General features: G+C 68.5%; 28 protein-coding genes. 10 read left to right on the top strand and 18 right to left on the bottom strand.

The genetic code is table 11. From position 1 onward, the window contains the following. Positions 1–165: 165 nt before the first annotated feature. From IM708_RS07235 to IM708_RS07255, 5 genes are all read right to left on the bottom strand, one after another. Positions 166–1011, bottom strand: a complete 846-nt coding sequence (locus IM708_RS07235; RefSeq protein ID WP_209425672.1) for an arginyltransferase — start codon at positions 1009–1011, stop codon at positions 166–168. 144 nt (positions 1012–1155) lie between these two features. Then, positions 1156–1590 carry an RDD family protein gene (locus tag IM708_RS07240; RefSeq protein ID WP_209425673.1) on the bottom strand — a complete coding sequence of 145 codons (435 nt, stop codon included), beginning with the start codon at positions 1588–1590 and terminating at the stop codon, positions 1156–1158. Then, the gene (locus IM708_RS07245) at positions 1587–2051 is read right to left on the bottom strand and encodes a YbaK/EbsC family protein (RefSeq protein ID WP_209425674.1); all 465 of its coding nucleotides are present in this window, start codon (positions 2049–2051) and stop codon (positions 1587–1589) included. Before IM708_RS07245 ends, IM708_RS07240 begins: the two co-directional genes overlap by 4 nt. 60 nt (positions 2052–2111) lie before the next feature. After that, on the bottom strand, positions 2112–2570 hold the full coding sequence (locus IM708_RS07250) for a ClpXP protease specificity-enhancing factor SspB (RefSeq protein WP_209425675.1): 459 nt from the start codon (positions 2568–2570) through the stop codon (positions 2112–2114). Between the two features lie 95 nt (positions 2571–2665). Next, on the bottom strand, positions 2666–3361 hold the full coding sequence (locus IM708_RS07255; protein WP_209425676.1) for a DUF1194 domain-containing protein: 696 nt from the start codon (positions 3359–3361) through the stop codon (positions 2666–2668). Between the two features lie 302 nt (positions 3362–3663). On the opposite strand from IM708_RS07255, the gene rpsB reads away from it, so the two are divergent. Together rpsB and tsf are read left to right on the top strand one after the other, a co-directional pair. Further along, complete coding sequence (gene rpsB, locus IM708_RS07260; RefSeq protein ID WP_209425677.1) at positions 3664–4464, top strand: 30S ribosomal protein S2; 801 nt, start codon at positions 3664–3666, stop codon at positions 4462–4464. Between the two features lie 74 nt (positions 4465–4538). Beyond that, positions 4539–5435, top strand: coding sequence for a translation elongation factor Ts (gene tsf / locus IM708_RS07265; RefSeq protein ID WP_209425678.1), 897 nt, complete (start codon positions 4539–4541; stop codon positions 5433–5435). Between the two features lie 96 nt (positions 5436–5531). Here tsf and rpe read toward each other — a convergent pair whose 3' ends face one another. The 7 genes from rpe to truB all read right to left on the bottom strand — a co-directional run bounded on the left by rpe (position 5532) and on the right by truB (position 10549). Continuing rightward, complete coding sequence (gene rpe, locus IM708_RS07270; RefSeq protein WP_209425679.1) at positions 5532–6242, bottom strand: ribulose-phosphate 3-epimerase; 711 nt, start codon at positions 6240–6242, stop codon at positions 5532–5534. 118 nt (positions 6243–6360) lie between these two features. Next, positions 6361–7326 carry a TonB family protein gene (locus IM708_RS07275; protein ID WP_209425680.1) on the bottom strand — a complete coding sequence of 322 codons (966 nt, stop codon included), beginning with the start codon at positions 7324–7326 and terminating at the stop codon, positions 6361–6363. Further along, on the bottom strand, positions 7323–7709 hold the full coding sequence (locus tag IM708_RS07280) for a biopolymer transporter ExbD (protein ID WP_209425681.1): 387 nt from the start codon (positions 7707–7709) through the stop codon (positions 7323–7325). Before IM708_RS07280 ends, IM708_RS07275 begins: the two co-directional genes overlap by 4 nt. Then, a complete protein-coding gene (locus IM708_RS07285) occupies positions 7706–8092 on the bottom strand; it encodes a biopolymer transporter ExbD (protein ID WP_245243056.1) in 387 nt (128 codons plus the stop codon). Before IM708_RS07285 ends, IM708_RS07280 begins: the two co-directional genes overlap by 4 nt. A 6-nt stretch (positions 8093–8098) precedes the next feature. Further along, positions 8099–8809 (bottom strand): MotA/TolQ/ExbB proton channel family protein, encoded by a 711-nt coding sequence (locus IM708_RS07290; protein ID WP_209425682.1) that lies wholly within the window; start codon positions 8807–8809, stop codon positions 8099–8101. After that, positions 8806–9216, bottom strand: a complete 411-nt coding sequence (locus tag IM708_RS07295) for a hypothetical protein (protein ID WP_209425683.1) — start codon at positions 9214–9216, stop codon at positions 8806–8808. The genes IM708_RS07290 and IM708_RS07295 overlap by 4 nt, the downstream gene beginning before the upstream one ends. Before the next feature lie 418 nt (positions 9217–9634). Beyond that, entirely contained in the window at positions 9635–10549 is a 915-nt protein-coding gene (gene truB / locus IM708_RS07300) for a tRNA pseudouridine(55) synthase TruB (RefSeq protein ID WP_209425684.1), read from the bottom strand. A gap of 270 nt (positions 10550–10819) precedes the next feature. Here truB and IM708_RS07305 point away from each other — a divergent pair, with 270 nt between their 5' ends. Genes IM708_RS07305 through IM708_RS07325 form a run of 5 tightly spaced genes read left to right on the top strand, consistent with a single transcriptional unit; the run spans position 10820 to position 13937 of the window. Further along, a complete protein-coding gene (locus IM708_RS07305) occupies positions 10820–11323 on the top strand; it encodes a YbjN domain-containing protein (RefSeq protein ID WP_209425685.1) in 504 nt (167 codons plus the stop codon). Between the two features lie 29 nt (positions 11324–11352). After that, entirely contained in the window at positions 11353–12165 is an 813-nt protein-coding gene (gene proC / locus IM708_RS07310) for a pyrroline-5-carboxylate reductase (RefSeq protein WP_209425686.1), read from the top strand. After that, positions 12162–12497 carry a tRNA-binding protein gene (locus tag IM708_RS07315; protein ID WP_209425687.1) on the top strand — a complete coding sequence of 112 codons (336 nt, stop codon included), beginning with the start codon at positions 12162–12164 and terminating at the stop codon, positions 12495–12497. Before proC ends, IM708_RS07315 begins: the two co-directional genes overlap by 4 nt. After that, on the top strand, positions 12494–13450 hold the full coding sequence (locus tag IM708_RS07320) for a D-glycerate dehydrogenase (RefSeq protein WP_209425762.1): 957 nt from the start codon (positions 12494–12496) through the stop codon (positions 13448–13450). Before IM708_RS07315 ends, IM708_RS07320 begins: the two co-directional genes overlap by 4 nt. Then, positions 13440–13937 carry a hypothetical protein gene (locus tag IM708_RS07325; RefSeq protein ID WP_209425688.1) on the top strand — a complete coding sequence of 166 codons (498 nt, stop codon included), beginning with the start codon at positions 13440–13442 and terminating at the stop codon, positions 13935–13937. Before IM708_RS07320 ends, IM708_RS07325 begins: the two co-directional genes overlap by 11 nt. Before the next feature lie 13 nt (positions 13938–13950). On the opposite strand, the gene IM708_RS07330 is transcribed toward IM708_RS07325, so the two are convergent. Next, positions 13951–14517 carry a TIGR00730 family Rossman fold protein gene (locus tag IM708_RS07330; protein ID WP_209425689.1) on the bottom strand — a complete coding sequence of 189 codons (567 nt, stop codon included), beginning with the start codon at positions 14515–14517 and terminating at the stop codon, positions 13951–13953. Between the two features lie 98 nt (positions 14518–14615). On the opposite strand from IM708_RS07330, the gene IM708_RS07335 reads away from it, so the two are divergent. Beyond that, positions 14616–16256, top strand: a complete 1641-nt coding sequence (locus IM708_RS07335) for a LysM peptidoglycan-binding domain-containing protein (RefSeq protein WP_209425690.1) — start codon at positions 14616–14618, stop codon at positions 16254–16256. A gap of 67 nt (positions 16257–16323) precedes the next feature. Further along, complete coding sequence (locus tag IM708_RS07340; RefSeq protein ID WP_209425691.1) at positions 16324–18162, top strand: ABC transporter ATP-binding protein/permease; 1839 nt, start codon at positions 16324–16326, stop codon at positions 18160–18162. Positions 18163–18371: 209 nt separating this feature from the next. Here IM708_RS07340 and IM708_RS07345 read toward each other — a convergent pair whose 3' ends face one another. The 5 genes from IM708_RS07345 to IM708_RS07365 all read right to left on the bottom strand — a co-directional run bounded on the left by IM708_RS07345 (position 18372) and on the right by IM708_RS07365 (position 23122). Continuing rightward, entirely contained in the window at positions 18372–19556 is a 1185-nt protein-coding gene (locus tag IM708_RS07345; RefSeq protein ID WP_209425692.1) for a M24 family metallopeptidase, read from the bottom strand. 20 nt (positions 19557–19576) lie between these two features. After that, positions 19577–20014, bottom strand: a complete 438-nt coding sequence (gene dtd, locus IM708_RS07350) for a D-aminoacyl-tRNA deacylase (protein WP_209425693.1) — start codon at positions 20012–20014, stop codon at positions 19577–19579. Then, entirely contained in the window at positions 20014–21105 is a 1092-nt protein-coding gene (locus IM708_RS07355) for a primosomal protein N' (replication factor Y) - superfamily II helicase (RefSeq protein ID WP_209425694.1), read from the bottom strand. Before IM708_RS07355 ends, dtd begins: the two co-directional genes overlap by 1 nt. 7 nt (positions 21106–21112) lie before the next feature. Next, positions 21113–22231, bottom strand: coding sequence for an SPFH domain-containing protein (locus tag IM708_RS07360; RefSeq protein ID WP_209425695.1), 1119 nt, complete (start codon positions 22229–22231; stop codon positions 21113–21115). Positions 22232–22339: 108 nt separating this feature from the next. Then, a complete protein-coding gene (locus tag IM708_RS07365) occupies positions 22340–23122 on the bottom strand; it encodes a 3-hydroxybutyrate dehydrogenase (protein ID WP_209425696.1) in 783 nt (260 codons plus the stop codon). Positions 23123–23509: 387 nt separating this feature from the next. Between IM708_RS07365 and IM708_RS07370 the strand changes: the two genes are divergently transcribed. Next, on the top strand, positions 23510–25219 hold the full coding sequence (locus tag IM708_RS07370; RefSeq protein WP_209425763.1) for an extracellular solute-binding protein: 1710 nt from the start codon (positions 23510–23512) through the stop codon (positions 25217–25219). Positions 25220–25518 lie beyond the last annotated feature (299 nt).

A 25518-nucleotide genomic window follows, 5' to 3' on the forward strand; every position in this document is an offset into this window, starting at 1 on the left:
CGAAGATTACGAGCGCATCGCTCATCTCATCCTCCATCCGACGCGGGGACCCTATGCCGGGTGCGAACGGCCGTCAACGCAGAAACCGCCAAAACCCTGCGCGAAAATGCCGGGATTCGTGGCGAAAGTTTCAAAGGCACCCCCTGCGGCATCCCGAAGGTTGCGTCAGCGCACCGGGCGGCCGGCGGGAACCGCCTGCGGCAGCGTGATCGAGGCGACCTGTTCGGTGATCGGCCGCACCGAGAGCGGATGCGGGGCGCGGGCGTGTTCGGACGGATCGCCCAGCTCGCGCCAGGCGCCGTCCTGGTAGACCTCCAGCGCGTCGAAGCGGGCCTTGTAGGCCATCTTGGTGCTGCCCGGCACCCAGTAGCCGAGGTAGACGTAGGGCAGGCCGACCTGGCGGGCCAACGCGACGTGATCGAGGATGACATGGGTGCCGAGGCTGTCGGCCGCGCGCGTGGGGTCGTAGAAGGAATAGACGAGGCTGAGCCCGTCATCGAGCACGTCGGTCAGGCAGACGGCGACCAGTTGCCGGCCGCCGCGCCCGTTCGTCGCGGGTTCGGTGTATTCGATCACGCGCGAGCGTACCGGCGTCTCCTCGATCATCGCGGCGAATTCGAAGATATCCATGTCGGCCATGCCGCCATCGGCGTGGCGATGGTCCAGGTAGCGGCGGAAGAGCTGGAACTGCTCGTCCGTGGCCCAGGGGCTGGTCGCTTCGCGGCGCAGGGTGGCGTTGCGCCGCAGAACCCGCCGATGGCTGCGCCCGAGCTGGTGGTCGGCGACGCGGATGCGCGCGGACAGGCACGCGGCGCAGTCCGAACAGGCCGGCCGATAGAGCACGTTCTGCGAACGGCGGAAGCCCTGTTTCGACAAGGTGTCGTTGAGCGCGCGCGCGCCGTCGCCGGTCAGCGCGGTGAACAGCTTCCGCTCCTGCTGGCCCGCCAGATACGGGCAGGGCTGCGGCGCCGTCACATAGAACTGTGGCGCGATCGGAAGCGTATGACGCATGCCGGACCCTTAACCCCCTTGCGTCTTCGGTGTCGCCGGCGCGAAGGCCCGACCGAAGGTAACGTGAAGGTAACAAGGCGAATCGTCCGCGCCAAGGGGCTTGAAGCACCGGGGAGCAGGAATTTGCGGGCGTGCTTTACGCGCTCAGGCTTCCAACCAGCGGTTGACCATGGTCGTGCCCAGGATCACGTCGTTCAACCCCTGGCGGTGGCCGGTGGCGAACATCAGCACGATCGAGATCAGCTGCGGCACGACAAAGGACATGCCGACCGAGAAGATCGCGGCGTGAAAGAAGCAGACCACTGGGTCGGGTTGGCGCCCGTCAAGCTGGCGCAGGTCGATCGCGGCCAGCATCATGCCCAGCGTCGCGCCGTAGCGCGACAGCATGAACCATCGATAGACGATGGAAATGGTCACCGCGATCACCGGCAGGAAGAAGAGCGCGACCAGCACCGTCACCAGGACGACGACAGTGACCAGCGCCACGATCACCAGCGCATCGACCACCCAGGCCAGAAAACGCTTCAGGACCAGATCGCGGTAGAGTTCGGGGTGAAGCTGCGGATCGGGTAGGGTCATGCGGCGAAATCCGCCCAGTCGCCGCCGCAGGCCGCGACAAGGGCCTTCGGTTCCACGGCAAAGACGTGCCGGGGCGTGCCGGCGGCGGCGAAGACCTGCGCGAAGTCGGCCAGGCGCGGGTCGGCGAAGATGCGCGGCGCGCGAAGATGGCCCAGCGGCGCCACGCCGCCAATGGCAAAGCCGGTCTCGCGGCGGACGGTCTCGGCATCGGCGAGGTTTAGCTTTTCGCCCGCGGCACGGGCGGCACGCGCGGCGTCGAGGCGTTTGCCCCCGGCGGTCAGGAACAGGTAGATGCGTCCGCTTTCACCCTGAAAGATCAGCGATTTCACGATCTGGTCGAGTTCGCATCCGCAAGCGGCAGCGGCTTCCTCGGCGGTGCGGCTCGGCCCGGGTTCAAGGATTCGCGCGTCGAGCCCGCAGCGTTCGATCGCCTCGACGACGCGTGCCATGCTCTTGCTCATGCCGGTCCCTTTCGCATCCCGCGGGCCAAGATGGGCACGCGGGTCGATGGGCGCAAGAGCCTACTTGCGGAACTTGTCGAGGCTGACGACCTCGCCGGGTTTCGACGGCTCGGAGGTCTCGGGTTCCTGATCCTCATCGTCTTCGTCGTCCTCGTCGTCCTCGTCGATCTGGGTTTCGAACTTGAGGCCGAACTCGACGGACGGGTCGACGAAGGTGGTGATCGCGTCGAAGGGGATATAGAGCGACTCGGGCTGGTTGCCGAAGTTGAGCGTGATGGCGAACCCGTCGTCATCGACCGCCAAGTTGTCGAACCAGTGCTGGATGACGATGGTGATTTCCTCAGCGTAGCGGTCGCGCAGCCAGTCGGCCATCGCCACGTCCGGATGGCCGGTGTTCAGCGTGATGAAGAAGTGATGCGCGCCGGGCAGACCGTCGACCGAGATCTTTTCCATCACGTCGCGGATCAGGCCCCGCATCGCGCGGTGCATCAGGTTGCCGTAATCTATGCCGCGATCCATGCCTCGAACCCTCGAACTTTCCGCCACCATAGGGATTTCGTCGTGGATGAAAAGGTGCCAGCGCGAGCGTACGGTCGGAAATGCAACCGCGCAACTCAGTTCAGGGCGCTCGGGGTGTGCGGCAGGCTGGTGATCGGCGCAACCAGTTCCCGCAGGAGTTTCAGGCGGATGGCACGGGCGAAATCGCGGTGATTCTCGGCCGTTTCGACAAAGCCGCCGGGGGTGACGACCCAGTTGCGGTAGAAATTCGTGATCGACCGACCGGTGCCCAGCCCCTCGATGGCGAGGCCGTTGATGATGATCCCGCGCCCCATCGCCGCCCGCCGCGCGGTGCCGACGCTGTGGCCTTCGTTCTCGTCGCCGTCGCCGGAGACGTCCATCACCCATAGCAGGCAATCCGGCACGGTGTCGAACTGCGCGGTGGAAAATTCGATGGCTGCGCCGACGGCGGTGTTGCCCAGCCGGAAGGCGCGGCGCATCGATTCGACGGCTTCGGCAAGGCGGGCGAGTTCAGCGGCCTCCTCGATCCGCGTCCAGGGGATCGACAGGTCCTGCTCCTCGACGCCGGACCATTGCACGACGCTGACCGCGGCGCGCGCCTTCAGGAGGGCATGCTGCACGTCGGGATCGCGCAGCGCGGTGGCCAGCCCGTCGATCTGCAGGCGATACTCCTCGGCATCGACGGAGCCCGAGACATCCATCGCCAGAACCAGCGCCACGCCGCAGGCGCGCCCGTCGCGCGGGGCCAGGGCAAGAAACAGGCAGATGGCGGCGAAGAGGGCGCGCGTCATCCGAAGATTCTGACATCGGTGCTGGATACAGGCAATCGACGCTTGCGTGATATGGGCGCAGGGCCGTGCGTTCAGGTCAGCTTGTGACCGTTGGCGCTGAAGCGGACGCAAGTTGCGCAGGTGCAGGTATGCCGCGGCGCGGCACCGGGCGAATGGGGCTTGTCAAGGCGGGCGCAAACGGGGTATGGCGCGCGCACTTCACAGGCGGGGCAGGGTGCCCTCGGGGAGACATCCCGGCGCATCCACCGGTTGGGCGACAGCCCTGAGGCCCCGCCGAGGCGCAAACCGGAAAGGAAATGGACATGGCGCTCCCTGATTTCAATCTGCGTCAGCTTCTTGAAGCTGGCGTGCACTTCGGCCACCAGACCCAGCGCTGGAACCCGCGCATGGGGCCGTATATCTACGGCGAACGCAACGGCATCCACATCATCGACCTGACGCAGACCCTGCCGATGCTGGACCATGCGCTGCAGGTGATCCGCGACACCGTGGCGAAGAACGGCCGCATCCTGTTCGTCGGCACCAAGCGGCAGGCGCAGAAGCCCGTGGCCGAGGCCGCCGAGCGCTGCGCGCAATACTACATCAACCACCGCTGGCTGGGCGGCACGCTGACCAACTGGAAGACCGTGTCGCAGTCGATCCAGCGGTTGAAGAATATCGACGAGCAGATGGAGACCGGCGCCGAAGGGCTGACCAAGAAGGAACGCCTGGGCCTGGAGCGCGAGCAGGCGAAACTGCAGGCGACGCTGGGCGGCATCCGCGAGATGGGCGGCGTGCCCGACCTGCTGTTCGTCATCGACGTCAGCAAGGAAGACCTGGCCATCGCCGAAGCGCGGAAGCTGGGCATTCCGGTCGTCGCGGTGGTCGACACCAACTGCGCGCCCGAGGGCGTGACGCATCTGATCCCCGGCAACGACGACGCGGCCCGGGCCATCGCGCTCTACTGCGACCTGGCCAGCCGCGCCGCGCTCGACGGAATGTCGGCGCAGCTGGGTGCCGCGGGCGTCGACATCGGCGCGCTGGAAGAGGCCCCGGTCGAGGACGCCGTCGCCGACGAGGCCGCTACCGAGACGCCCGAGACCGAGGGCGCGACGCAGGCCTGAGCCGGCGCTCGGCCAAGGATATCGCGGGGCGGGTTCCGGCCCGCCCCCACGTCATTCACTGAAGGAGACTCACCATGGCGATTACCGCTGCACAGGTGAAGGAACTGCGCGATTCGACCGGCGCAGGCATGATGGACGCCAAGAAGGCGCTGACCGAAACCGACGGCGATATGGAAGCCGCCATCGACTGGCTGCGCACCAAGGGCCTGGCGAAGGCCGCCAAGAAGGCCGACCGCATCGCCGCCGAAGGGCTGGTGGGCGTGGCGGTCGAGGGCGGTCGCGGCGTCGCGGTCGAGGTCAACTCGGAAACCGATTTCGTCGCCAAGAACGCCGATTTCCAGAAGCTGGTGTCCGGCATCACAAAGGCCGCGCTCGGTGCGGGCGATCTGGACGCGCTGAAGCGCGCCGACATGGGCGGCAAGACCGTCGAGGACGCCTTGACCGCCGCCATCGCCACGATCGGCGAGAACATGACCCTGCGCCGGATGGAAGCGATCGAGGGCGACAGCGTGGCGGCCTATGTGCACAACGCCGCCGCCGAGGGCCTCGGCAAGATCGGCGTACTGGTGGCGCTGAAGGGCACCGACAACGGCATCGGCAAGCAGATCGCCATGCATGTCGCCGCGACCGCGCCGATGTCGCTGGGCGAGGGCGACCTGGACCCCGCCGTGCTGGAGCGCGAGCGCGAGGTGCAGACGCAGAAGGCGCTGGAGGAAAACGCCACCGCCGCCAAGCCGAAGCCCGACGCGGTCATCCACAACAACATCATCCCCGGCCGGATGAAGAAGTTCCTGGAGGAAGTGACGCTTCTGGGCCAGAAATTCGTCATCAACCCCGATGTCACGGTCGAGCAGGCCGCGAAGGACGCGGGCGTCGAGATCCTGGGCTTCGTCCGCATGGCCGTGGGCGAGGGGATCGAGAAGAAGGAAGAGGATTTCGCTGCGGAAGTCGCCAAGACCCTGGCCGGCTGATCCACCGACTATCGAGCATGACAAAAGGCGGCGCGTTTGCGCCGCCTTTTCATTCGGTTGCAGGGAAATCCTGCGATCCGATCTGAAGGGCTTGGGTCAGACGGCCTGGCCGACAGCGGCCTCGGCGGCGGTGCGGATGTCGCGGATGTTGCGGCCGTAAGCCTCGGGCGCGTCGGCGGTGCCGCCCTTGAAGACGGCAGAGCCCGCGACCAGCACATCGGCGCCGGCGCGCGCGACCAGCGGCGCGGTTTCGGTGGTGACGCCGCCATCGATCTCGATATGTACGGGGCGGTCGCCGATCATCGCGCGCAGCGCGCGGATCTTGGCGGTCATGTCGATGAACTTCTGCCCGCCGAAGCCCGGGTTGACGGTCATCACGCAAATTAGGTCGACCATGTCCAGAAGATGCGCGACGCCCTCGGCACCGGTTCCGGGATTGAGCGCGAGGCCGGCCTTTTTACCCGTAGCGCGAATGGCTTGCAGCGTGCGATGAATGTGCGGCGTGGCCTCCAAATGGGCGGTGATGATGTCGGCGCCAGCCTCGGCGAAGGCGTCGATATAGGGGTCGACCGGGGCGATCATCAGGTGCACGTCCAGCACCCCGCGCACCTGCGGGCGAATCGCGCGGACCGTGGCCGGGCCAAAGGTGATGTTGGGCACGAAGTGGCCGTCCATGACATCGACATGCACCCAATCGGCGCCCTGCGCCTCGAGCGCGCGGCATTCGGCACCGAAGGCGGCGAAATCGGCGGCGAGGATCGAGGGCGCGATCTTGATGGCGCGGCTGAAGGCGGGGGGAGGGGTCATGGCGGTTCCGTCCTGAGAGAATGCGGGAAGGGTCGGCCTGAACAGGTCGGGCGGCTTGCGCGGCGGGGTACGCGATCCCTGTGCCGAGGTCCAGCCGAAAGCACGCGCGCCGGGAGGCTCAGCGGCCCTCGAATTCGAAACGGAATTCGCGCTGCGCACCGGTGGGTGGGGCGGGAAAGGGGGCGGCGCGCCGGACGTGGTCCAGCGCCATTTCGTCCAGTTGCGGGTGGCCAGACGATCGCGCCACCTGGACCGAGGCCAGCGCGCCCGTCGGCGCCACCGAAAACACCACCGTTACCGTGCCGCGCACAGGGCTGCGGCCGCGGCGGACGCGTTGCAGACGCTCCATCACCGCGCCGGGATAGCTGGCGGCCGCTGCATTGCCGGGCGCGGGTGCGGTGCGGGTCGCCGGCGCGGTGGCGGCGGTTCCGATGTCGGCACCCTGCGGCGCGCCGCGCTGCATCTCCTGCGGTGCGTTGCCTGCCTGGCTTTGTACGGGCGGGGTCGGATCGGCGCGGACCGGCGCCTCCGGCCGGGCGGGGGGGTGCGGGCTGGTGTGCGGCGCGGGTTCGGCGCGGTCAGGTTCCGGGCGGATGGCCGCGGGATCGGCGGGTTGGACCATCTCGGGCGGCAAGGCGGGTTCGGCGGGCGCGAGCGACTCGGGCTCCGGCGTGGCTTCGGGTTGAGGGGTGAGCGGCAGCAGCGCCTCCTCTGCGCGCAGCGTTGCGAGGGGTGTCATCGCGGAGGACGCGACGGGGGCAGCGGGCGCGGGCAGGAGGGGTGGAGGGGTGTGCGGCTGAATCGTATCCGGCGTGGCGGCGGCGATGCCGCCCTGTACGAAATCCTCGAACCCGGTGCCGAGGGCGCCGGGCGCGGTGTCGCCGCCACCGGCAATCTGCACGCCGGGATCGGGGGAGAAGGCGGCGAAGGCGGCGAGGTGCAGCGCGACCGAGGCACCGCCGGCCAGAAGCACGGCCCCGAGTGATGGACGCAGCGCGTCCCGCTGCGGCGCCGGTGGCAGCAACTTCTCCCGGTATCGCGCCAGCGAGGGCGGGGCTTCGAGGAAACGGGCGGCGACGGTCATCGCAGCCCCCGTTCGGTCACGATGACCAGACGTTCCACACCGGCGGCGCGCAGCCGGCGCGCGATCTGCACGATCCGATCGGCCGGGGCGGCGCGGTCGGGCAGGAGGCGCGCGACCTCGACCCCGGCCAGGGCCGCCACGGCAGCCTCCAGGTCGAGGGTCCGACCGTTCAGGCGCAGCGCGCCGTCGGGCAAGATCACCAGTGCGTCGCGCGGCGGTTCGGTCGCGATCCCGTCCAGTTGGACCAGGCGGACATCGGGATCGGGGCGGGGCGCAAGGCTGCCGGCGATCAGGAAGAAGACCAGCATCAGGAAGACGATGTTGATCAGCGCGATCGTCGGCTCTCCCTTCTGGCGCGGGATGGGGGAGAGGAGGCGCCTCATGCGCCGCCCCCGATCACGGCGACGCGCCAGCCGGGCTGGCGGTTGATCAGGTGCAGGACCTCGGCCAGCGCCTGGGCGCTGACGCCGTCGGCCAACGCGACGAGGACGAGGCCGCCGGTGTCGCCTGCAAGCGCCGATTGCAGGGTATCCGGGGTTGCGTCCTGGCCGTTCAGCCGCAGGCCCTGGGCGCCGAGTTGCAGGAAGAGGGGGGGCGCGTCGGGCAGGGCGGCGGCTCCGCCCATCGCCAGATCGAGCGGCAGTTCGCCCTGCCGCGCAAAGGTGGAACTGAGCATGAAGAACAGAAGCAGCAGAAAGATCACGTCGATCAACGCCGTCATCGACAGACGTCGGCGCCGAAACGTGCCCTGCAGCCGGTCATGCATCACGGGTCACACATGGCGTGCGGCGCGGTCGGGCAGGGCGCCTTCGGCCGGGTGACGCGCCGACACCTCGGTCGGCGGGGCGAGGCCGGCGTAAAGCGCGACATCGATGATCTGCATCGCCATCCGCGATTCGCGCGCGACGCGGGATTCCAGCCAGGTCAGCGCCAGCGCTGCGGGCATCGCCACGCCCAGCCCGACCGCCGTGGTCAGCAGGGCCACCCAGATTCCGCCGGCCAGTGCTGCGGGATCGACCGCGGCGCCGGCCTCCTGCAGCGATTGGAAGGCACTGATCATGCCCAGCACGGTGCCGAAAAGGCCCAGAAGCGGCGCCACCTGCGCGATGCTGTCGAGCGCGCGAAACCCCGATTGCAAGCGCGCGATCGCGGCCTCGGCCAGGCCGGTCAGGCGCGCGCGCAGCGCTTCGGTCGCAGCGGGTTCCTGCGAGGCGCCGAGCGCGACGATGGTCAGCGGCGCCAGATGGCTGGGGCTTTCGCCTGCCTGGCGCAGCGCGGCGGTTACTCGACCGCGGTCCAGTTCGGCCAGCGCCGCGGCAAGTTCCGCGTGACGGCCCACCGCGGCGCGGCGAAACTGCATCAGCTTCCACAGGACCAGCGCCACGGCGACCACGGACATCAGCAGAAGTAGCATGACCACCGGGCCGCCAAGGTCCAGAAGCGCGCCGAGACCTTCGGGCAGATAGGCGTCGCGCGCGGTCATTTCAGCACCTCGATATCGGTGTCGCTGTGCACCACGAGCGCGTCGCTGCACTGGTCCGCATCGAGCGGCGTGCAGCTGCTGATGGCGTTGATCAGAACGCGCCCGACCTGCGCGCAGTCGACGTCCGGCAGGTTGAAGCTGCGCACACGCAGGCCGTTCTGCGGCAGCGACTGAAAATCCAGCAGCGTCAGGCGCAGGACTCGGTTTTCGGGCGTCAGAAGTACGGTTTCGGCGCGCAGATCGTCTATGGCGGTGTCGAGCCCGCTTTCCAGCACGAAGACCAGCTGACACTGGGCCTGCATCTGCGTGACCTGATCCAGCCGGAGGGAGAGCTGCGCGCCGGCCTCGGCCCGCGGCGCTAAGGCGGCGAGGAAGCTGGCGGCAAGGAACAGGGGCAAAAGGCGCATCCGGACGGCTTTCATCTGGGACGGGAATTTCGGGTTCGGAGTGTCGGGCGGGCCAAGTCTCGCTTCTCCGGCTAGCACTGTCTGACGGACGCTTTCAAGAAGCGATGCGCCGCGGTAGCAGGGCCAACCGGTGCGGCCGCAACGAGCTATGCCAACAGCATCGAAGGGCCGACTGGGAACCGCAGCAGACCGCCGCCATACTTCTGGATATCGCGGGAGCTACCAGGCGACAGAAATAAGTCTCCGCAGGAAACCGAATTCATCGAGAAATACCGCATTTGCCACGAGAGGGGTTCAGGGGGCGTGCCGGCGACAATCACCTTTCTGCCTGGTATCGTGAGGAGATCGGTAGAGCGCATACATTTGGCGAATAATCTGTATTATGTAATTAATACGTGCGGTGTCGTTCGCTCCGACCTCAGGCCTTTTCCGTCACGAAGACACGGCTGGGATGCAGCACGCCGCCCATGTAGGCGCCGACCGCAACGGCGGTCCCCTGATAGCTTGCCCAGCAGGTCTCCCCGAATTCCGCGTCCGAGCGGATGACGGTGCCGGGGTTGCCGTTGCGCACACGGGTCACGCCTTCGAGGTTCAGCACGACTTCGGGCAGATCGCGCAGCGCGACCTCCAGCGGCAGCACGTGCTGGTCGAGTTCGGGCGTGCCGGCCAGCGCCTCGATCTGATCGAGCGTGATCCCGTTGCTCGCCTCGAACGGACCGGACCAGGTACGCCGCAGCCAGGTGACGTGCCCGTGGCAGCCCAGCGCCTGGCCGAGGTCGCGCGCGATGGCACGCACATAGCCGCCCTTGCCGCAGACCATCTCGAATTCCGCGTGATCGGCATCAGTGCGCACGACCAGGTCCAGACGTTCGACGAACAAGGGCCGCGCCGCCAGGTCCATCGCCTCGCCCGCGCGCGCGATGTCATAGGCGCGCTCGCCCTCGACCTTGACGGCCGAGAATTGCGGCGGGACCTGCTGGACCTGGCCGCGGAACGCGGGCAGCGCGGCCTCGATCTGGGCGTCGGTGGGCCGCGCGTCGGATTGGGCGATCACCGCGCCCTCGGCGTCATCGGTGGTGGTCGCCTGGCCGAAGCGCACGCCGAAGCGGTAGCATTTCAGCGCGTCGGTGACGAAGGGCACGGTCTTTGTCGCCTCGCCCAGGGCCACCGCCAGAACCCCGGTCGCCGACGGGTCCAGCGTCCCGGCGTGGCCGGCCTTGGCGGCCTTAAGCGCCCAACGGACCTTGCCCACGACCGAGGTCGAGGTGACGCCGGCGGGCTTGTCGACCACCAGCCAGCCCGAGATCGCGCGTCCCTTGTGCCCGCGTGCCATTCTTGCCCTTTCCGTTCTGCGTGGCCGCGCGGTCTAGCCGCTTCGCCCGGCGCGATCAAGCCAGGCGCATGGGCCGGTGACAAAGAAGCGGCTGTTCCGTCAAAAAGTGCTGCACCCCAGGATTGTATCCCCAGATTTCTCTTTACAGGCCCTCGCTTTTCACACACCATATCTGGTACGGGTGGTGTCGTACCGTGCCGTACCTTGCCTTGTCCCCAGTCAGTTGTGGGCATGGCACGAGGCGGCCCAAGATTGCGGAAAGGCCAGGCCATGTCGCTTTGGGAAGACAGCATCCTCACCGACGAGATCCATCCGATCGACATTGTCGAGACGCTGGCCGAGCACCACGCTTGGGAGTTCGACCGCGTCGGCGACGACCAGATCGCGATGTCGGTGGAGGGCAGCTGGCGCACCTATGCGCTGACGCTGGCCTGGTCGCCCAGCGATGCGACCCTGCGACTGATCTGCACGTTCGAGCTGGACCCGCCAGAAGACCGGCGCCCGGCGCTGATGACGGTGCTGAACAGCGCCAACGACCTTTGCTGGGGCGGCGCTTTTACCTGGTGGGAAAGCCAGCGCCTGATGGTCTGGCGCTACGGTTTGCTGCTGGCCGGCGACCAGATCGCGGCACCCGAGCAGATCGACCAGATGATCCGCACCGCGGTCGAGGCCTGCGAGCGGTTCTACCCCGCCTTCCAGCTGGTCTGCTGGGGCGACAGGTCGCCGGCGCAGGCGCTCGATCTGGCCATTGCACGCGGATACGGCCGGGCCTAAGCTTCGCCCCCGCAACGCATGGGGGTGGCATGGACCTGACGGAAACGAACGCGCGCGGCCTTGTGCTGCTGGGCTGCGGCAAGATGGGATCGGCGCTGCTGAAGGGCTGGCTGGCACGCGGGTTGCAGCCGCAATCGGTGCATGTGATCGAACCCCACCCTTCGGACTGGTTGCGCGGCACGGGTGTCGCGGTGAACGGCCCCCTGCCCCCGAACCCCGCAGTCGTGCTGCTGGCGGTGAAGCCCCAGATGATGGGCGAGGCGCTGCCGCAGATCGCGGAACTGGCGTCGGAGAGCACGCTTTTCGTCTCGATCGCCGCGGGCACCTCGCTGGACCGGCTGGCCGGGTTCCTGGGCGCCGGGGCGCGGATCGTGCGCGCGATGCCGAACACGCCCGCCGCCGTCGGGCGCGGCATCACCGCGCTGATCGGCAACTCGGGCGTCAGCGGCGCGCAGCTTGACCTCGCCGACGCGCTGATGGCCGCTGCCGGCCAGACCGTACGGCTGGAGAGCGAGGCGCAGATGGATGCGGTGACCGCCGTTTCGGGCTCGGGCCCGGCCTATGTGTTTCACCTGATCGAGACACTGGCCGAGGCCGGCGCGGCGCAGGGCCTGCCACCCGACATGGCGCTGCAGCTGGCTCGCGCCACCGTCGCCGGCGCCGGTGCGCTGGCCGAGGAAGCATCCGAGGACCCCGGCACGCTGCGCGAGAACGTGACCAGCCCGGGCGGCACCACCGCCGCCGCGCTGGAGGTGCTGATGGACCCCGCGGCCGGCTTTCCCGCGCTGCTGCCGCGCGCCGTCGCCGCCGCCGCTGCCCGCGCCCGGGAGCTGGACCAATGACCATCTCCTTCGACGATTTCATGAAGGTCGATATCCGCGTCGGCACCGTGACCCGCGCCGAGCCGTTCCCCGAGGCGAAGAAGCCTGCGTTCAAGCTCTGGGTCGATTTCGGCCCCGAGATCGGCGAGCGCAAATCCTCGGCCCAGATCACCGAGCATTACGCGCCCGAGGATCTGGTGGGCCGGCAGGTGCTGGGCGTCGTCAACTTTCCGCCCCGGCAGATCGGGCCGGTCCGGTCCGAGGTGCTGGTGCTCGGGCTGGCCGATGGCAACGGTGATATCGTGCTGATCGCGCCGGAACGCGCGGTTCCGGACGGGGCGCGGTTGTGCTGAAGCTCTATCTCTCGCGTCCGCTGCCCGACCGGGTGGTGGCCGCCGCCAGCGAAGGGTTCGACCTGACCGTGCGCCAGGCAACCACGCCGATGACTAAGGCCGAGATGCACGAAGCCCTGGCCGAGGCCGACGTGATCATGCCGACGCTGGGCGACATGTTCTCGGCCCCAGTCTTCGCCGCGGCGGCGAAACCGCGGGCGCGGCTGCTGGCGAATTTCGGTGTCGGCTACAACCATATCGATGTCGAGGCCGCCCGCGCCGCCGGGCTGGAGGTGACGAACACGCCGGGCGCTGTCACCGATGCCACCGCCGATATCGCGCTGACGCTGATGCTGATGACCGCGCGCCGCGCTGGCGAGGGCGAGCGGCTGGTCCGCGCCGGGCTGTGGGAGGGCTGGCATCCGACGCAACTCCTGGGGTTGCATATGACCGGCAAGGTGCTGGGCGTGATCGGCATGGGCCGGATCGGACAGGCGATCGCCAAGCGCGCGCATTTCGGCTTCGGCATGCAGGTGCTCTATCACACCCGCACCCCGCGCCCCCTGCCCGACCTGCCGGACGCGCGTGCCCTGCCCCGGCTGATCGATGTGATGGCCGCCGCAGATATCGTCGTGCTCGCCATTCCCGCTACGCCCACGACGCACCACATGATCGACGCCGACGCGCTGGCGGCGATGCGTCCGCAGGCGCATCTGGTCAACATCTCGCGCGGCGACGTGATCGACGAGGCGGCGCTGATCGACGCGCTCCGGGCGCGGCGGATCGCGGGCGCGGGCCTGGATGTCTACGAACACGAGCCGCAGGTGCCCGAGGCGCTGCGCGCGATGGAAAATGTCGTGCTGCTGCCGCACCTGGGCACCGCCGCGCTGGAAGTGCGCGAGGCGATGGGCCTGATGGTGCTGGAGAATGCCCGCGCCTTCCGCGATGGCCGGGCGCTGCCCAATGTCGTCTGAACCCGGCTCCCGTCCGGGCACGCTGCGCAGCCTGGGCGCGGCGCTGCTGAACGCGACGCTTCTGCTGTTGGCGCTGGTTCTGGTACTGGCGATCGTTCTGGTCGTGCAACTGCGCGGTCTTGCGCAGGAAACCCGCCTTGCCGACCGACCGGACATTGCCACGCTGGAAGACCGGGTGGCGCAGGCCCAGGCGACGGCGCAAGAGGCGCTGGCCACCCTCGATGCGCTTGAAGCGCGCCGCGGTGCATCCTCCGCCCCGCCCCCTGCCCCCGGCGCGATCCGCCCGGCACCCACCGAAAGCGACCTACCCGATGACCTTCAGGCGGTGGAGCGCGCGCTGATGTCGCTGGCGGCGGAACTGGCGGCGCTGCGCATCGCGCCGCTCGACCCCGATGCGCTGGAGCGGGACGACGACAGCCTGATCCGCTGGCTCGTGCTGGTCATCCTGCGCACCATCGCCCGCGACTTCGTGGAGCCCGGCGCCTAGCGCCCGCGCCGCCTCAATCCGCTGGCGCCAAGCAGGCCTGCAATCCCGTTTCCAGCGCCGCGGTGTCCTCGGCCACGGAAAACAGCGCCCGCAGCGGCGGTTCGGCGAAGCCCTGGGCGATGATATGGTCGATCAGCGCCAGAAGCGGCTGCCAGTAACCGCCGGCGTTCAGCAGCAGGATCGGCTTATCATGCAGGCCGATCTGCGCCCAGGTCAGCACTTCGAAGAACTCGTCCAGTGTGCCGGCGCCACCGGGCAGGACGACCAGCGCATCGGAATTGGCAAACATGACCTTCTTGCGCTCGTGCATCGTCTCGGTCACCACCAGACCCGACAGGTCGCGCCCGGCGGCCTCGCGCGCCATCAGGTGCTGCGGGATCACGCCGAGGCATGCGCCGCCGGCGGCACGGGCGCTGCGCGCCACTTCGCCCATCAGGCCGACATCGCCCGCACCGAAGACCAGTCGCCAGCGATTGCGCGCCAGCATCGCGCCGGTGGCCTGGGCAGCGTCGACCAGCGCGGGGTCGCGGCCGGGGCGCGCGCCGCAAAAGACGCAGACCGAGGCGCTGAAGCCCTGCATGGACGGTCCCTTTCGTATGGCGGGTCGGTGGTGACGGAATTCTTTTGCCGCGGCAACGGTGCGTTGCTACAACCGATAAAGGTTTACGGAAACTGAAAATGTCGGCTTTCCTGCAGCGAACGGTCCTGATTGGCGGTGTCATCGCGGCGCTGTCTTTTGCGGTGGTGACGGTGATCGACCGCTCGCCCGCACCAGACGTGGCACCGGACGTTGCCTCCGCCCCGCCCGCAGTCGCGGTCGAGGACGCACCGGTCGACGCCGAACCCGCACCCGCCCCGGATGCCGCGGCCGAGGCCGAAGCCCCGACGCCGCCCGCCTTCGACGTCGTGCGCGTGGCCGCTGACGGCAGCGCGCTGGTCGCGGGCACCGCCGCGCCCGGCGCCTCGGTGGTGCTGCGCGTCGACGGCGAGGCGGTGGCCGAGACGCTGGCCGATGCGGCCGGGCAGTTCGTGATCCTGTTCACCCTCGCGCCCTCGGACGATCCACAGGCGATGACGCTGGAAAGCCGCCGTGGCGAAGGGGCGGTGACGCGCGCCGGAGATACCGTGATCCTCGCCCCGCGCCTCACGCCGGCGTTGACGGCGCTGGCACCCGAAACGGCGTCCGAGGCGTTATCCGAGGCGGCGGACGCCGAGACAACCGCACCCCCGGTCGAGATCGCCTTGCGCGACCCAGAGGAAGCGGTCGAAACCGCTGCCGCGGAGCCGGGGCGCGATGAAAGAGCGGACGAGCCAACCCCGGACATCCCGCAGACCGAAGCCATGCCCGAAGCTGCGGTCGAAACCGCCCTGCGCGATGTCGCCCCGGCCCCGGTGCCCCTGCCCGCGGCGGCACCGGGCGAACCGGCCCCGACGGGCGAGGATCTGCCCGACGCCGACGCGACCGCCTTGGCGGCGCCGGCGCCCCCACCGCCCCTGCAACGCCCGGCCGCGGCCGGGCGCGACGGCGCGGCGCCGGACCTGCTGGCGCCGGCCAACGGACCCGCCGCCCCGTCGCCGGGGCGCGCGCCGACGCCAGGCACCGAGACCGCCCCCCTGCCCGATCTTGCCCTGCCCGACCTTGCCCGCAACGCGACCGCCACCAATTCCGCCGCCGGCGCGCAGGCGGACAGCCCGACGGCACCGGTCGGCGCGCTTGCGCCGCCGCCCGCGGCGGCGGCTCCGGCTGCCACCCCGGCACTGCCCCCGGCCTTCGTGCTGCGCACGAGCGGCGCGGTGGATCTGGGCGAACCGCCGCCGCAGACCTCGGACGCGGTGGTGATCGAGACGATCAGCTACGGCGAGGATGGCGCGGTCCGCATCGCCGGGCGCGCCGGTCGGGGCGATCCAGAGGCGCGGGTGCAGCTTTACCTCGACAACCGGCCCCTGGCGCTGGCGCAGGCCGACCGCGGCGCATGGTCCGTCGCCGTGCCGGAACTGGCGCCCGGCCTCTATACCCTGCGCGCCGACCAGCTGGCCGCGGACGGGCGCGTTTCCACGCGGTTCGAAACCCCGTTCCAGCGCGCCGCGCCGGAAACCCTGGCCCCCGCCCCTGCCCGCCCGGATGGCGACGACCCGGACGCCACCGACGCGCCCGAGGTGCGGCTGATCACCGTGCAGCCCGGCAACTCGCTCTGGCGGATATCGCGCGCGCAATATGGCGAGGGCGTGCGTTACGTTCAGATCTACCGCGCGAATGTCGATCAGATCCGCGATCCCGACCTGATCTATCCCGGTCAGGTCTTCGTCGTTCCGGACTGAACCGCCCCTTTCCTTCGCACCCGCAAGGAACTAGGTGACAGCGGCACAGACCACGGACACGCCAGCCATGACCCTCGCCAGCGATGCGCCCGACGCCGCCCCGCCCGACCGTCCCGCGCAGGAGGCCTCGGGCTGGGCGACGATCCGCAAGGTCGGCCCCTACCTCTGGCCCGAGGGCGAGACGGGCGTCAAGGTCCGCGTCGTCACCGCACTTCTGCTCCTGCTGGTGGCCAAGCTCGTCGCGGTCGGCACGCCGCTGATCTACCGCGCCGCGGTCGATGCGCTTGCCCCCGCGGATGCCGGCACCGGCTGGCTGGTCGGCGTGGGCGCGGTGGGGCTGACGGTCGCCTACGGCATGGCGCGGCTTCTGAACGTGGGGTTCCAGCAACTGCGCGACGCGGTCTTCGCCGTCGTCGGGCAGCGTGCGCTGCGCAAGCTGGCGCTGGAGACCTTCACGCATATTCATCGCCTCAGCCTGAGCTATCACCTGACGCGCAAGACCGGCGGGCTGAGCCGGATCATCGAGCGCGGGGTCAAGGGCGTCGATTTCCTGTTGCGCTTCCTGATCTTCTCGATCGGGCCGCTGGTGCTGGAACTCGCGCTGATCGCGATCATCTTCGTCGTGCTCTTCGACGCGCGCTATCTGGCGGCGATCGTCGTGACCATCGCGCTCTATATCTGGTTCACGTTCAAGGTGACCGAATGGCGGGTGAAGATCCGCCGGCAGATGAACGACCAGGACACCGATGCCAACCAGAAGGCGATCGACAGCCTGCTGAACTTCGAAACCGTCAAGTATTTCAACGCTGAAGACCGCGAAGCGCAGCGCTATGACGGCGCGATGGAGGGCTACGAGCGCGCCGCGCTGAAGACCGCCTATTCGCTGGCCTACCTGAATTTCGGACAGTCCGCGATCATCACCGCCGGGCTGGTCGTGGTGATGGTGTTCGCGGCCATCGGGGTGGAACAGGGCGCGCTGACGGTGGGCGATTTCGTCATGGTCAACGCCTACATGATCCAGATCACCATGCCGCTGAACTTCCTCGGCACGGTCTATCGGGAAATCCGACAGTCGCTGGTCGACATGGGCGAGATGTTCGGCCTGCTGGGCCAGCCACCCGATGTCGTGGAAGCACCGAACGCCAAGCCCTTGAAACTGAAGGGGGGCGCCGTGCGGCTGGAGAACCTGCGCTTCGCCTACGACCCCGAGCGCGTGATCCTGAAGGGGATCACTCTGGACGTGCCGGCGGGCGCCAAGGTGGCGCTGGTGGGGGCGTCGGGGTCGGGGAAGTCGACGATCGGGCGGTTGTTGTTCCGGTTCTACGATGCAACGGGCGGGCGGCTGCTGATCGACGGGCAGGATGTGCGGGATGTGACGCTGGACAGTTTGCACCGGGCGATCGGGGTGGTGCCGCAGGACACGGTGCTGTTCAACGACACGATCTACTACAACATCGCCTACGGCAAGAATGACGCGACGCGCGCCGAGGTCGAGGCGGCGGCGCGCGCGGCGCGCATCCACGACTTCATCCAGACCCTGCCCGAGGGCTACAAAACCCAGGTTGGCGAGCGTGGCCTGAAGCTGTCGGGGGGCGAAAAGCAGCGCGTCGGAATCGCCCGCACCCTGTTGAAAAACCCCGCGATTCTGCTGCTGGACGAGGCCACCTCGGCGCTGGATACGCAGACCGAGGGGAACATCCAGGAAAGCCTGAACGCGATGGGCAAGGGGCGCACGGTGATCACCATCGCGCACCGGCTGTCGACCGTGGTCGATGCCGACCGGATCGTGGTGCTGGAGGCCGGCGAGGTGGTCGAGGAAGGCACGCACGAGGCGCTTCTGACGCAGGGCGGGCGCTATGCGGCGATGTGGATGCGGCAGGCGCGGGAGCGGTCGGACCAGGCCTGAACGCCCCCTGCAACCCGTCTGGCAGGGTGCTGGCGGGCGTATGGCAAGCGGCTGGCAAGCGTATGGCAAACGTATGGCAGTTCCGAACGCCCCGACAACGCCTTGTTGACGGAATCGGCGCCGGTTCAGCCCGCGCGGGAGGCCACCCGGCGTTCGATATCGGCGATGACCGCGGCGCGAACAGGACCGGCGCTGCGCGGCGGCGCGCCTCAGGTTTTCAGGAAGATCTCGCCGGGCAGGGAGCAGAACTTCTCGACCCCGGTGTCGGTGATCAGGATGCTCTCGGTGATCTCCAGCCCGCCGTCGTCCAGCCAGAGCGCGGGCATGAAGTGCAGGCACATGCCGGGTTCCAGCACCGTCTCGTCCCCGCGGCGCAGCGACATGGTGCGTTCGCCCCAGTCCGGCGGATAGCTTAGCCCGATGGAATAGCCGCAGCGATTTTCCTTGTAGAAACCATGCCGTTCCAGCGTGGTGTTGAAGGCGTTTGCGATGTCATCACAGGTATTGCCGGGGCGCGCCTGCGCCAGCCCGGCCTCGGTCGCCTCCTGCACGGCGGCTTCGGCCTGGCGGTACTTGGTGGGCGGTTCGGTGAAATAGAGCGTGCGCGACAGGGGCACATGGTAGCGGCGGTAAACGCCCGCGATTTCAAAGAAGTGCGACTCGTCCTTCTGCATCGGCCGGTCGTCCCAGGTCAGATGCGGCGCGGTCGCGTCCAGCCCCGACGGGGCCATCGGCACGATGGCGGCGTAATCGCCCCAATGCCCGTCCGCGCCCAGCACGGCGGCGCGCAGGATCTCGGCCACCAACTGGTGCTTGGGCAGGCCGGGTTCGGCCACTTCCAGGATCTTGTGGTGCATCGCCTCGACGATGCGGGCGGCGCGGCGCATGCGTTCGATTTCGGTCCGCGATTTTACCGTGCGCTGCCAGTTGACCAGGGCGGTGGCGTCGATGATCGTGGCCTTCGGCAGATGCTCGACCAGCACGGCATGGGCCTTGGCGGAGTAATAGTAATTCTCAAGCTCGACGCCGATCACCCCGGAATCCCATTCCTTTTCGGCCAGCAGGTTGGCCAGGGTCTCCATCGGGTGCTTGTCGTCGTTCTGGACGTAGCTGTCGTCGTAGGAACGGATCGCGTCATCGGGCGCGCCGATGATCGTGCGCCGGGCGCCGGCCGCGTCGATGCCGCGCCCCCACCAGATCGGCGCGCCCTCGGACCCGACGACGACGGCCTGGTGGACGTAGAAGGACCAGCCGTCATAGCCGGTGGCCCAGGCCATGTTCGACGGGTCGGTGATGATCATCGTGTCGACGCCCGCCGCCTCCATCCCGTGACGGATGCGGGCAAGGCGCGCGGCATAGTCCTGCGGGGTGAAATCCGTGGTCTTCAGGTCCATTGCCTTCTCCAAGCAGAGCGTCAGTTTTCCAACCAGATCGTGACCGGGCCATCGTTGACCAACGCCACCTGCATTTCGGCGCCGAAGACGCCGCGTTCGACCGTTACGCCCTGCCCGGCCAGACTATCGGCGAAACGGGTGTAAAGCGCCTGTCCCTTTTCGGGATCTGCGGCGCCGGAAAAGCCGGGGCGGTTCCCGCGTGAGGTGTCGGCGGCCAGCGTGAACTGGCTGACAACCAGCGCGGCGTTGCCGGCCTGCGGCAGCGCCAGGTTCATCTTGCCGGCGTCGTCGCGGAAGATGCGCAGCTTCGCGATCTTCTCGGTCAGCGCCGCGGCGCGGGCGGCATCGTCGCCGGGCATCGCGCAGACGAGGATCATCAGGCCGGGGCCGATCCGGCCCACCACCTGCCCCTCGACCGTCACCGACGCCTCGGTCACGCGTTGCAGGAGCGCGCGCATCAGAACGCCTCGCCCAGGATGACGAAGAGCGCCGCCGCGACCAGCGCCGCCGCGATGGCGCCCGCGATCTTCCAGACCGACCAGGGACGTTCGCCCTGAACATTGCCGGTCTGGGCGTTGACGACGAAGCGGAAACTGCGCCCGCGGTAGCGGTAGGCGGCCATCCAGATCGGCAGCAGCAGGTGCTTGAAGCGCTCGTCGGCATGCTGCGCATCAAGGCTGCTGATGCGCTGCTCATCCCCGCCGATGTCGCGGCGCACGTCCTGGCGCAGGACCTCCTCCATGCGCTCGAGCGCGATGCGGTGGCTGTCGGCCAGATCGACGGTATAGCCCTCGGCCCGGAAGCCCGAGAGGTATTGCGGGTCGTAGGGCGAGAGGTCCGCCAGCATCCAGGGTTCCAGCCCGCGCGTGAACTTGCGCGGCAGCGACTGCGCGGCCATCACCAGCACGTCGCGGAACTGCCGCTGGACGCTGCCCGAAACCCGGCGCCAGCGGATCTGGCGCACGCGCTCGGTCTTCTTGCCGACGCGGCGGGTCTCGTAATAGGCGTCGCCCCGCTCGCCGGTGTAGCGGGCGCGCGAGCGGGCGTCGAAGGCCCAGTAGGGGACGTAAAGCCCGTCCATCTTGCGGTCGGGGCGGGCGTATTTCTTCAGCTCGGTCGGCGCGAACCAGAGGCCGCGCAGCCAGCGGTTCATGGCGCCGTGGGCCTCCTCCTCGGTCAGGCGGAAGGGCAGGACGGCGGCGGGCTTTATGTGGCGGTGGGTGCCGGTGTCGGCGACCACGGGCGAGGCGCAGAACGGGCATTGCGCCGAATGCTGCGCCGGGTCGAACTGCACCTGCGCGCCGCAATTGCCGCAGTTGAGGACGCGGGTCTCCTCCATCGCGGCGTCGGGCAGGCGATCGGCGAGCGCGGTCTGCAGCGCGTGGGTTTCCAGCGCCGCGTTCCGGTCGGCGTCGGTGAAGGGGATGGGCTGTTCGTGGCCGCAGTATTCGCAGGTCAGGCGGCGCTGGCCCGGCGCATAGCGCAACTGCGCGCCGCATTGCGCGCAGGGAAAGCGGTGCGTTTCTGCCGGGGCGCCGGTCGCGGACACCTGCGGCTTATCCCGCGGGCGGCGGCGGGGGCGGCGGCGCGGTGAAAAGCCGCGCCAGATCGGGGATGTCGCCGGCCTTCTTCCAGCCGTCCTGGCCCGCGGTCCAGACCATCGCGTCGCGCGTCACGGCGCCTTGCGCGATCATCTGCTGGATCTGCGCCGTGCCGTAGGGGCCTTTGGTCTGGCCGTTTTCGGCCAAGTGCCACTGCGCTTCGGCCGGCGGCGGCGGGGGCGGCGAAGCCTGGGGCGCGGCGGGGGGCTGCTGCTGGCCCATCCCGGCCATGCCCTGGGCCATCGCCTGGCCCATGCCCATCCCCATGCCCATGCCGATGCCGGTCCCCATGCCGCCTTCGCCCTGTTCGGCGGCCTTCTGCATGGCCTGCGCGGCGGAAAACTGGGTGTACTTGTTCAGATCCCCCGCAATCCCCATCGAGGTGCGCTGGTCGAGCACCTTCTCGACCTCCTCGGGCAGCGAGATGTTCTCGATGTAAAGCTCGGGCATCGACAGCCCGTAGTCGGTCAGCGTGGGTTCGATCGCCTTGGCAACGATCTCCGACAGGTCCTTGGTATTGGCCGCCATGTCGAGCGCGGGGATGCCGCTTGCCGCCAGCACGCGGCTGACCTTCTGCACGACGATATTGCGGATCTGGCCGGCGATCTTGTCCTCGGTGAAATCGCCGTCGGTGCCCACGATCTCGGTCATGAAACGGGCGGGATCGGCGACGCGGACGGCGTAGGAGCCGAAGGCGCGCAGGCGCAGCGGGCCGAATTCCGGATCGCGCAGCATGATCGGGTTCTGCGTGCCCCATTTCAGGCCCGGAAAGCGGCGGGTGTTGACGAAGTAGATTTCCGACTTGAAGGGCGAGTTGAAGCCGTGGTCCCAGTGCTGCAGCGCCGTCATGATCGGCAGGTTGTTGGTTTCCAGCTGATAGAGGCCGGGGCCGAAGACATCGGCCAGCTGCCCCTCGTGGATGAAGACCGCCGCCTGCCCCTCGCGCACGGTCAGCTTGGCGCCGTACATGATCGAATTGCCGTAACGCTCGAACCGCCAGACCAGACGGTCGCGGCTGTCATCGAGCCATTCGATGACATCGATGAACTGGCCCTTGAGGAAACTGAACACCATCGCAAACACTCCCGCGGCGAGACGGGACCGTTCTAGCGGCGAATCGACGCCGCCTCAATGGCGACGTCGGGGGGCGGCGTCGCGGGGTCGGCGCACCGGTTTGCGTGGTCAGAGCGCGGTCCAGCCGCCGTCGACGCTGATCGTGGTGCCGGTGATCTGCGCGGCGGCGTCGGAACAGAGGAAAATCGCGGTGCCGCCGATCTGCTCGACCGTGGCGAATTCCTTGGACGGCTGGCGTTGCAGCATCACCTCGCGGATCACGGTTTCGCGGTCCATGTCGTGGGTCTTCATCTGGTCGGGGATCTGCGATTCCACCAGCGGCGTCAGCACGTAGCCGGGGCAGATGGCATTGGCGGTGATACCGCGGCCGGCGGCCTCCAGCGCGGTGACCTTGGTCAGCCCGACGACGCCGTGCTTGGCCGCGACATAGGCGGATTTGTAGGGCGAGGCGGTCAGTCCGTGGGCCGAAGCGACGTTGATCACCCGGCCCCAGCCCGCGTCATACATGCCCGGCAGCGCGGCGGCGGTGGTGTGGAAGGCCGACGACATGTTGATGGCGATGATCGCGTCCCATTTCCCGGCGGGGAACTCCTCGATCCGGGCGACGTGCTGGATGCCGGCGTTGTTGACCAGGATGTCGCAGCCGCCGGCCTTCTCGACCAGGGCGCGGCAGTCGTCGGCTTTCGACATGTCGGCGGCGATGTAGCGCACCGGGACGCCGTGGCGGTCGGACAGGTCCTTCGCCAGCGCGTGATCCTCGTCCCGGTCGGTGAACGAATTGAGCACGACCTCGATGCCCGCGGCCGCGAAGGCCTCGGCCACGCCCAGCCCGATCCCCGAATTCGACCCCGTCACGATCGCGCGCTTGCCGCGCAGCTTGCCGTCGCTCATGGCTTTCCCCTTGCTTGATGTCGCGGCGCAGCATAACCGGCGCGCCGGGGGATGCCAGAGGGGGCTGCCAGACCACCCGGAGGCGGGCCAAAAAAAACGCCCGCACAAGGCGGGCGTCAGTCGTTGAGGCAGGTTTCATACAGGCAAGAAACCTATCGAGCAGTGCCCTCTTTATATCCAATCCCCGTGAACGATCCAAGCTAAAAGTTTGAAATCGTGGCCGGCGCGGGGTAGGCAGGCGAAAACGGGCAAAGCGACACGATTGTTGCGCGACATACCACAATGAGGCGAATGATGCGCGGAAGGTTTCGGCTTTGGGTTGTGTGCCTGGCGGTGTTTGCAGCTGCAGCAAGCCCCTTGGCCGCGCAACCCCGGCACGGCATCGCTATGTACGGCGACCCCGCGCTTCCCCCAGATATGGTGTCCCTGCCCCATGCGAATCGCGATTCGCCCAAGGGCGGGCGCGTGGTTTTCGCCGAAACCGGGGGATTCGATTCGCTCAACCCCTATATCCTGGCCGGCACCGCCCCCTGGGGGGTTTCCCTGCTCACGGTTCAAAGTCTTCTGGTGCGAAACTACGACGAACCCTTCACGCTTTACGCCGGGCTGGCCGAGTCGGTCGAGACAAACGAATCGCGTGATTTCGTCGAATTCACCCTGCGCGAGGGGGCGCGATTCTCGGACGAGAGCCCCGTCACCATCGACGATGTGATCTGGTCGTTCGAGACGCTGGGCACCGAAGGGCACCCGCGTTTTCGCACCGCCTGGGACAAGGTCGCGACGATGGAAGCGACCGGGCCGCGGTCCGTCCGACTGACCTTCACCGAACCCGACCGCGAACTGCCGCTGATCCTGGGCCTGCGCCCGATCCTGCAGCGCGCGCAGTTCGAAGACCGCCGCTTCGGCGCGTCCAGCCTGGAGCCGCTGGTCGGATCGGGGCCCTATGTCGTCGACCGGTTCGAGCCGGGGCGCTTCGTCAGCTTCCGCCGCAACCCCGACTGGTGGGCCGCCGATCTGCCGGTCTTTGCCGGGCAGCACAATTTCGACGAGATCCGCTACGACTTCTTCGGCGACGCGGCGGTCGCGTTCGAGGCGTTCAAGGCCGGAAACATCTCGGTCTGGCGCGAACCCAATGCGGCGCGGTGGGTCGACAGCTACGACTTTCCCGCCGTAAGCGACGGCCGCGTGCGGTTGGAGGAGGTGCCGCACCAGCGCCCGTCGGGGATGAACGGTTTTGTCATCAACACAAGGCGCGCGCCCTTCGACGACTGGCGGGTGCGCGACGCGCTGATCCATGCCTTCGATTTCGAGCGGATCAACCAGGTGATCAACGGCGGGCTGGAGCCGCGCATCACCTCCTATTTCGGCAACTCCGACCTGGGCATGCAGCCCGGCCCGGCGACGGACGAGGTGCGCGAGCTGCTGGCGCCCTTTGCCGACACCCTGCCCCCCGGCGCGCTGGACGGCTACGCGCTGCCGGTCAGCGAGGGCGGCGCGAACCGGGGCAACATGCGCATCGCCGCGCGCCAGCTGGCCGCCGCCGGATGGGAGCCCGATGCCACCGGTCGGCTGCGCAACGCCGCCGGCCAGCCGCTGAGCTTCGAGATCCTGTTGCGCCAGGGCCAGCCCGAGGTGCAGGCCATCGCCGCGATCTACATCGAGGCGCTGGATCGGCTGGGCATCTCTGCCCGCGTGCTGCAGATCGACCCCGCGCAATATGTCGAGCGCAGCAATGCCTACGACTTCGACATGACGCATTTCGTGCGCCTGATGTCGCTGAGCCCGGGTAACGAGCAGTGGCTCTACTGGGGGTCGCAAGGCGTGGAGGCGCCGGGGACGCGCAACCTGCCCGGCGTGGACTCGGCGGCGGTCGAGGCGATGATCACCACGATGCTCGAGACGAGTTCGGCCGAGACGTTCACGGCCTCGGTGCGCGCGCTGGACCGGGCGCTGATGGCCGGGCGCTATGCGGTGCCGTTCTGGTTTGCCCCGGTGTCGCGCCTCGCGATCGCGCAAGGGTTGCATTTTCCCGAGCGGCTGCCAATTTACGGCGACTGGACGGGCTTCCTGCCCGAGGTCTGGTGGTACGAGGAGTGACGATGCGGAGGCTTGCGGTTCTGGGTCTGGTCCTGCTGCTGGCCGGCTGCGGCACGGTCGAGGGGATGGGGCGCGACATTTCGGACGGTGCGGTGGCGGTGCGCAGCTGGTTCCGCTGAGCCCCGAATCCGGGGGTTTGCTCAAGCTTGAGCAGAGGGGTCAAGCCCTTGACATGGCTCGATATCCCGAAAAAAATTAATCTGATTTCAACCTCTTGATAGCGGTCCTGGCGAAGGTCGGGCGGCTCGCTCGGATGATCGGGCGCATGGCCGGCACGCGGTGCGAACGCCTCCCCGCGG

Origin of the sequence: Pararhodobacter sp. SW119 (assembly GCF_017811755.1) — a bacterium.
Taxonomy (GTDB): Bacteria; Pseudomonadota; Alphaproteobacteria; order Rhodobacterales; family Rhodobacteraceae; genus Pararhodobacter.

Coding starts and splice junctions, on each gene's coding strand:
- IM708_RS07315 (WP_209425687.1), top strand. CDS start 12,162: ATGACCATCTCCTTCGACGATTTCATGAAGGTCGATATCCGCGTCGGC.
- IM708_RS07290 (WP_209425682.1), bottom strand. CDS start 8,809: ATGACCGCGCGCGACGCCTATCTGCCCGAAGGTCTCGGCGCGCTTCTG.
- tsf (WP_209425678.1), top strand. CDS start 4,539: ATGGCGATTACCGCTGCACAGGTGAAGGAACTGCGCGATTCGACCGGC.
- rpe (WP_209425679.1), bottom strand. CDS start 6,242: ATGACCCCTCCCCCCGCCTTCAGCCGCGCCATCAAGATCGCGCCCTCG.
- IM708_RS07235 (WP_209425672.1), bottom strand. CDS start 1,011: ATGCGTCATACGCTTCCGATCGCGCCACAGTTCTATGTGACGGCGCCG.
- IM708_RS07305 (WP_209425685.1), top strand. CDS start 10,820: ATGTCGCTTTGGGAAGACAGCATCCTCACCGACGAGATCCATCCGATC.
- IM708_RS07295 (WP_209425683.1), bottom strand. CDS start 9,216: ATGCGCCTTTTGCCCCTGTTCCTTGCCGCCAGCTTCCTCGCCGCCTTA.
- dtd (WP_209425693.1), bottom strand. CDS start 20,014: ATGCGCGCGCTCCTGCAACGCGTGACCGAGGCGTCGGTGACGGTCGAG.
- IM708_RS07280 (WP_209425681.1), bottom strand. CDS start 7,709: ATGAGGCGCCTCCTCTCCCCCATCCCGCGCCAGAAGGGAGAGCCGACG.
- truB (WP_209425684.1), bottom strand. CDS start 10,549: ATGGCACGCGGGCACAAGGGACGCGCGATCTCGGGCTGGCTGGTGGTC.
- IM708_RS07275 (WP_209425680.1), bottom strand. CDS start 7,326: ATGACCGTCGCCGCCCGTTTCCTCGAAGCCCCGCCCTCGCTGGCGCGA.
- IM708_RS07370 (WP_209425763.1), top strand. CDS start 23,510: ATGTACGGCGACCCCGCGCTTCCCCCAGATATGGTGTCCCTGCCCCAT.
- IM708_RS07340 (WP_209425691.1), top strand. CDS start 16,324: ATGACCCTCGCCAGCGATGCGCCCGACGCCGCCCCGCCCGACCGTCCC.
- IM708_RS07285 (WP_245243056.1), bottom strand. CDS start 8,092: ATGCATGACCGGCTGCAGGGCACGTTTCGGCGCCGACGTCTGTCGATG.
- IM708_RS07250 (WP_209425675.1), bottom strand. CDS start 2,570: ATGGATCGCGGCATAGATTACGGCAACCTGATGCACCGCGCGATGCGG.
- IM708_RS07245 (WP_209425674.1), bottom strand. CDS start 2,051: ATGAGCAAGAGCATGGCACGCGTCGTCGAGGCGATCGAACGCTGCGGG.
- IM708_RS07330 (WP_209425689.1), bottom strand. CDS start 14,517: ATGCAGGGCTTCAGCGCCTCGGTCTGCGTCTTTTGCGGCGCGCGCCCC.
- rpsB (WP_209425677.1), top strand. CDS start 3,664: ATGGCGCTCCCTGATTTCAATCTGCGTCAGCTTCTTGAAGCTGGCGTG.
- IM708_RS07365 (WP_209425696.1), bottom strand. CDS start 23,122: ATGAGCGACGGCAAGCTGCGCGGCAAGCGCGCGATCGTGACGGGGTCG.
- IM708_RS07240 (WP_209425673.1), bottom strand. CDS start 1,590: ATGACCCTACCCGATCCGCAGCTTCACCCCGAACTCTACCGCGATCTG.
- IM708_RS07255 (WP_209425676.1), bottom strand. CDS start 3,361: ATGACGCGCGCCCTCTTCGCCGCCATCTGCCTGTTTCTTGCCCTGGCC.
- IM708_RS07345 (WP_209425692.1), bottom strand. CDS start 19,556: ATGGACCTGAAGACCACGGATTTCACCCCGCAGGACTATGCCGCGCGC.
- IM708_RS07360 (WP_209425695.1), bottom strand. CDS start 22,231: ATGGTGTTCAGTTTCCTCAAGGGCCAGTTCATCGATGTCATCGAATGG.
- proC (WP_209425686.1), top strand. CDS start 11,353: ATGGACCTGACGGAAACGAACGCGCGCGGCCTTGTGCTGCTGGGCTGC.
- IM708_RS07325 (WP_209425688.1), top strand. CDS start 13,440: ATGTCGTCTGAACCCGGCTCCCGTCCGGGCACGCTGCGCAGCCTGGGC.
- IM708_RS07335 (WP_209425690.1), top strand. CDS start 14,616: ATGTCGGCTTTCCTGCAGCGAACGGTCCTGATTGGCGGTGTCATCGCG.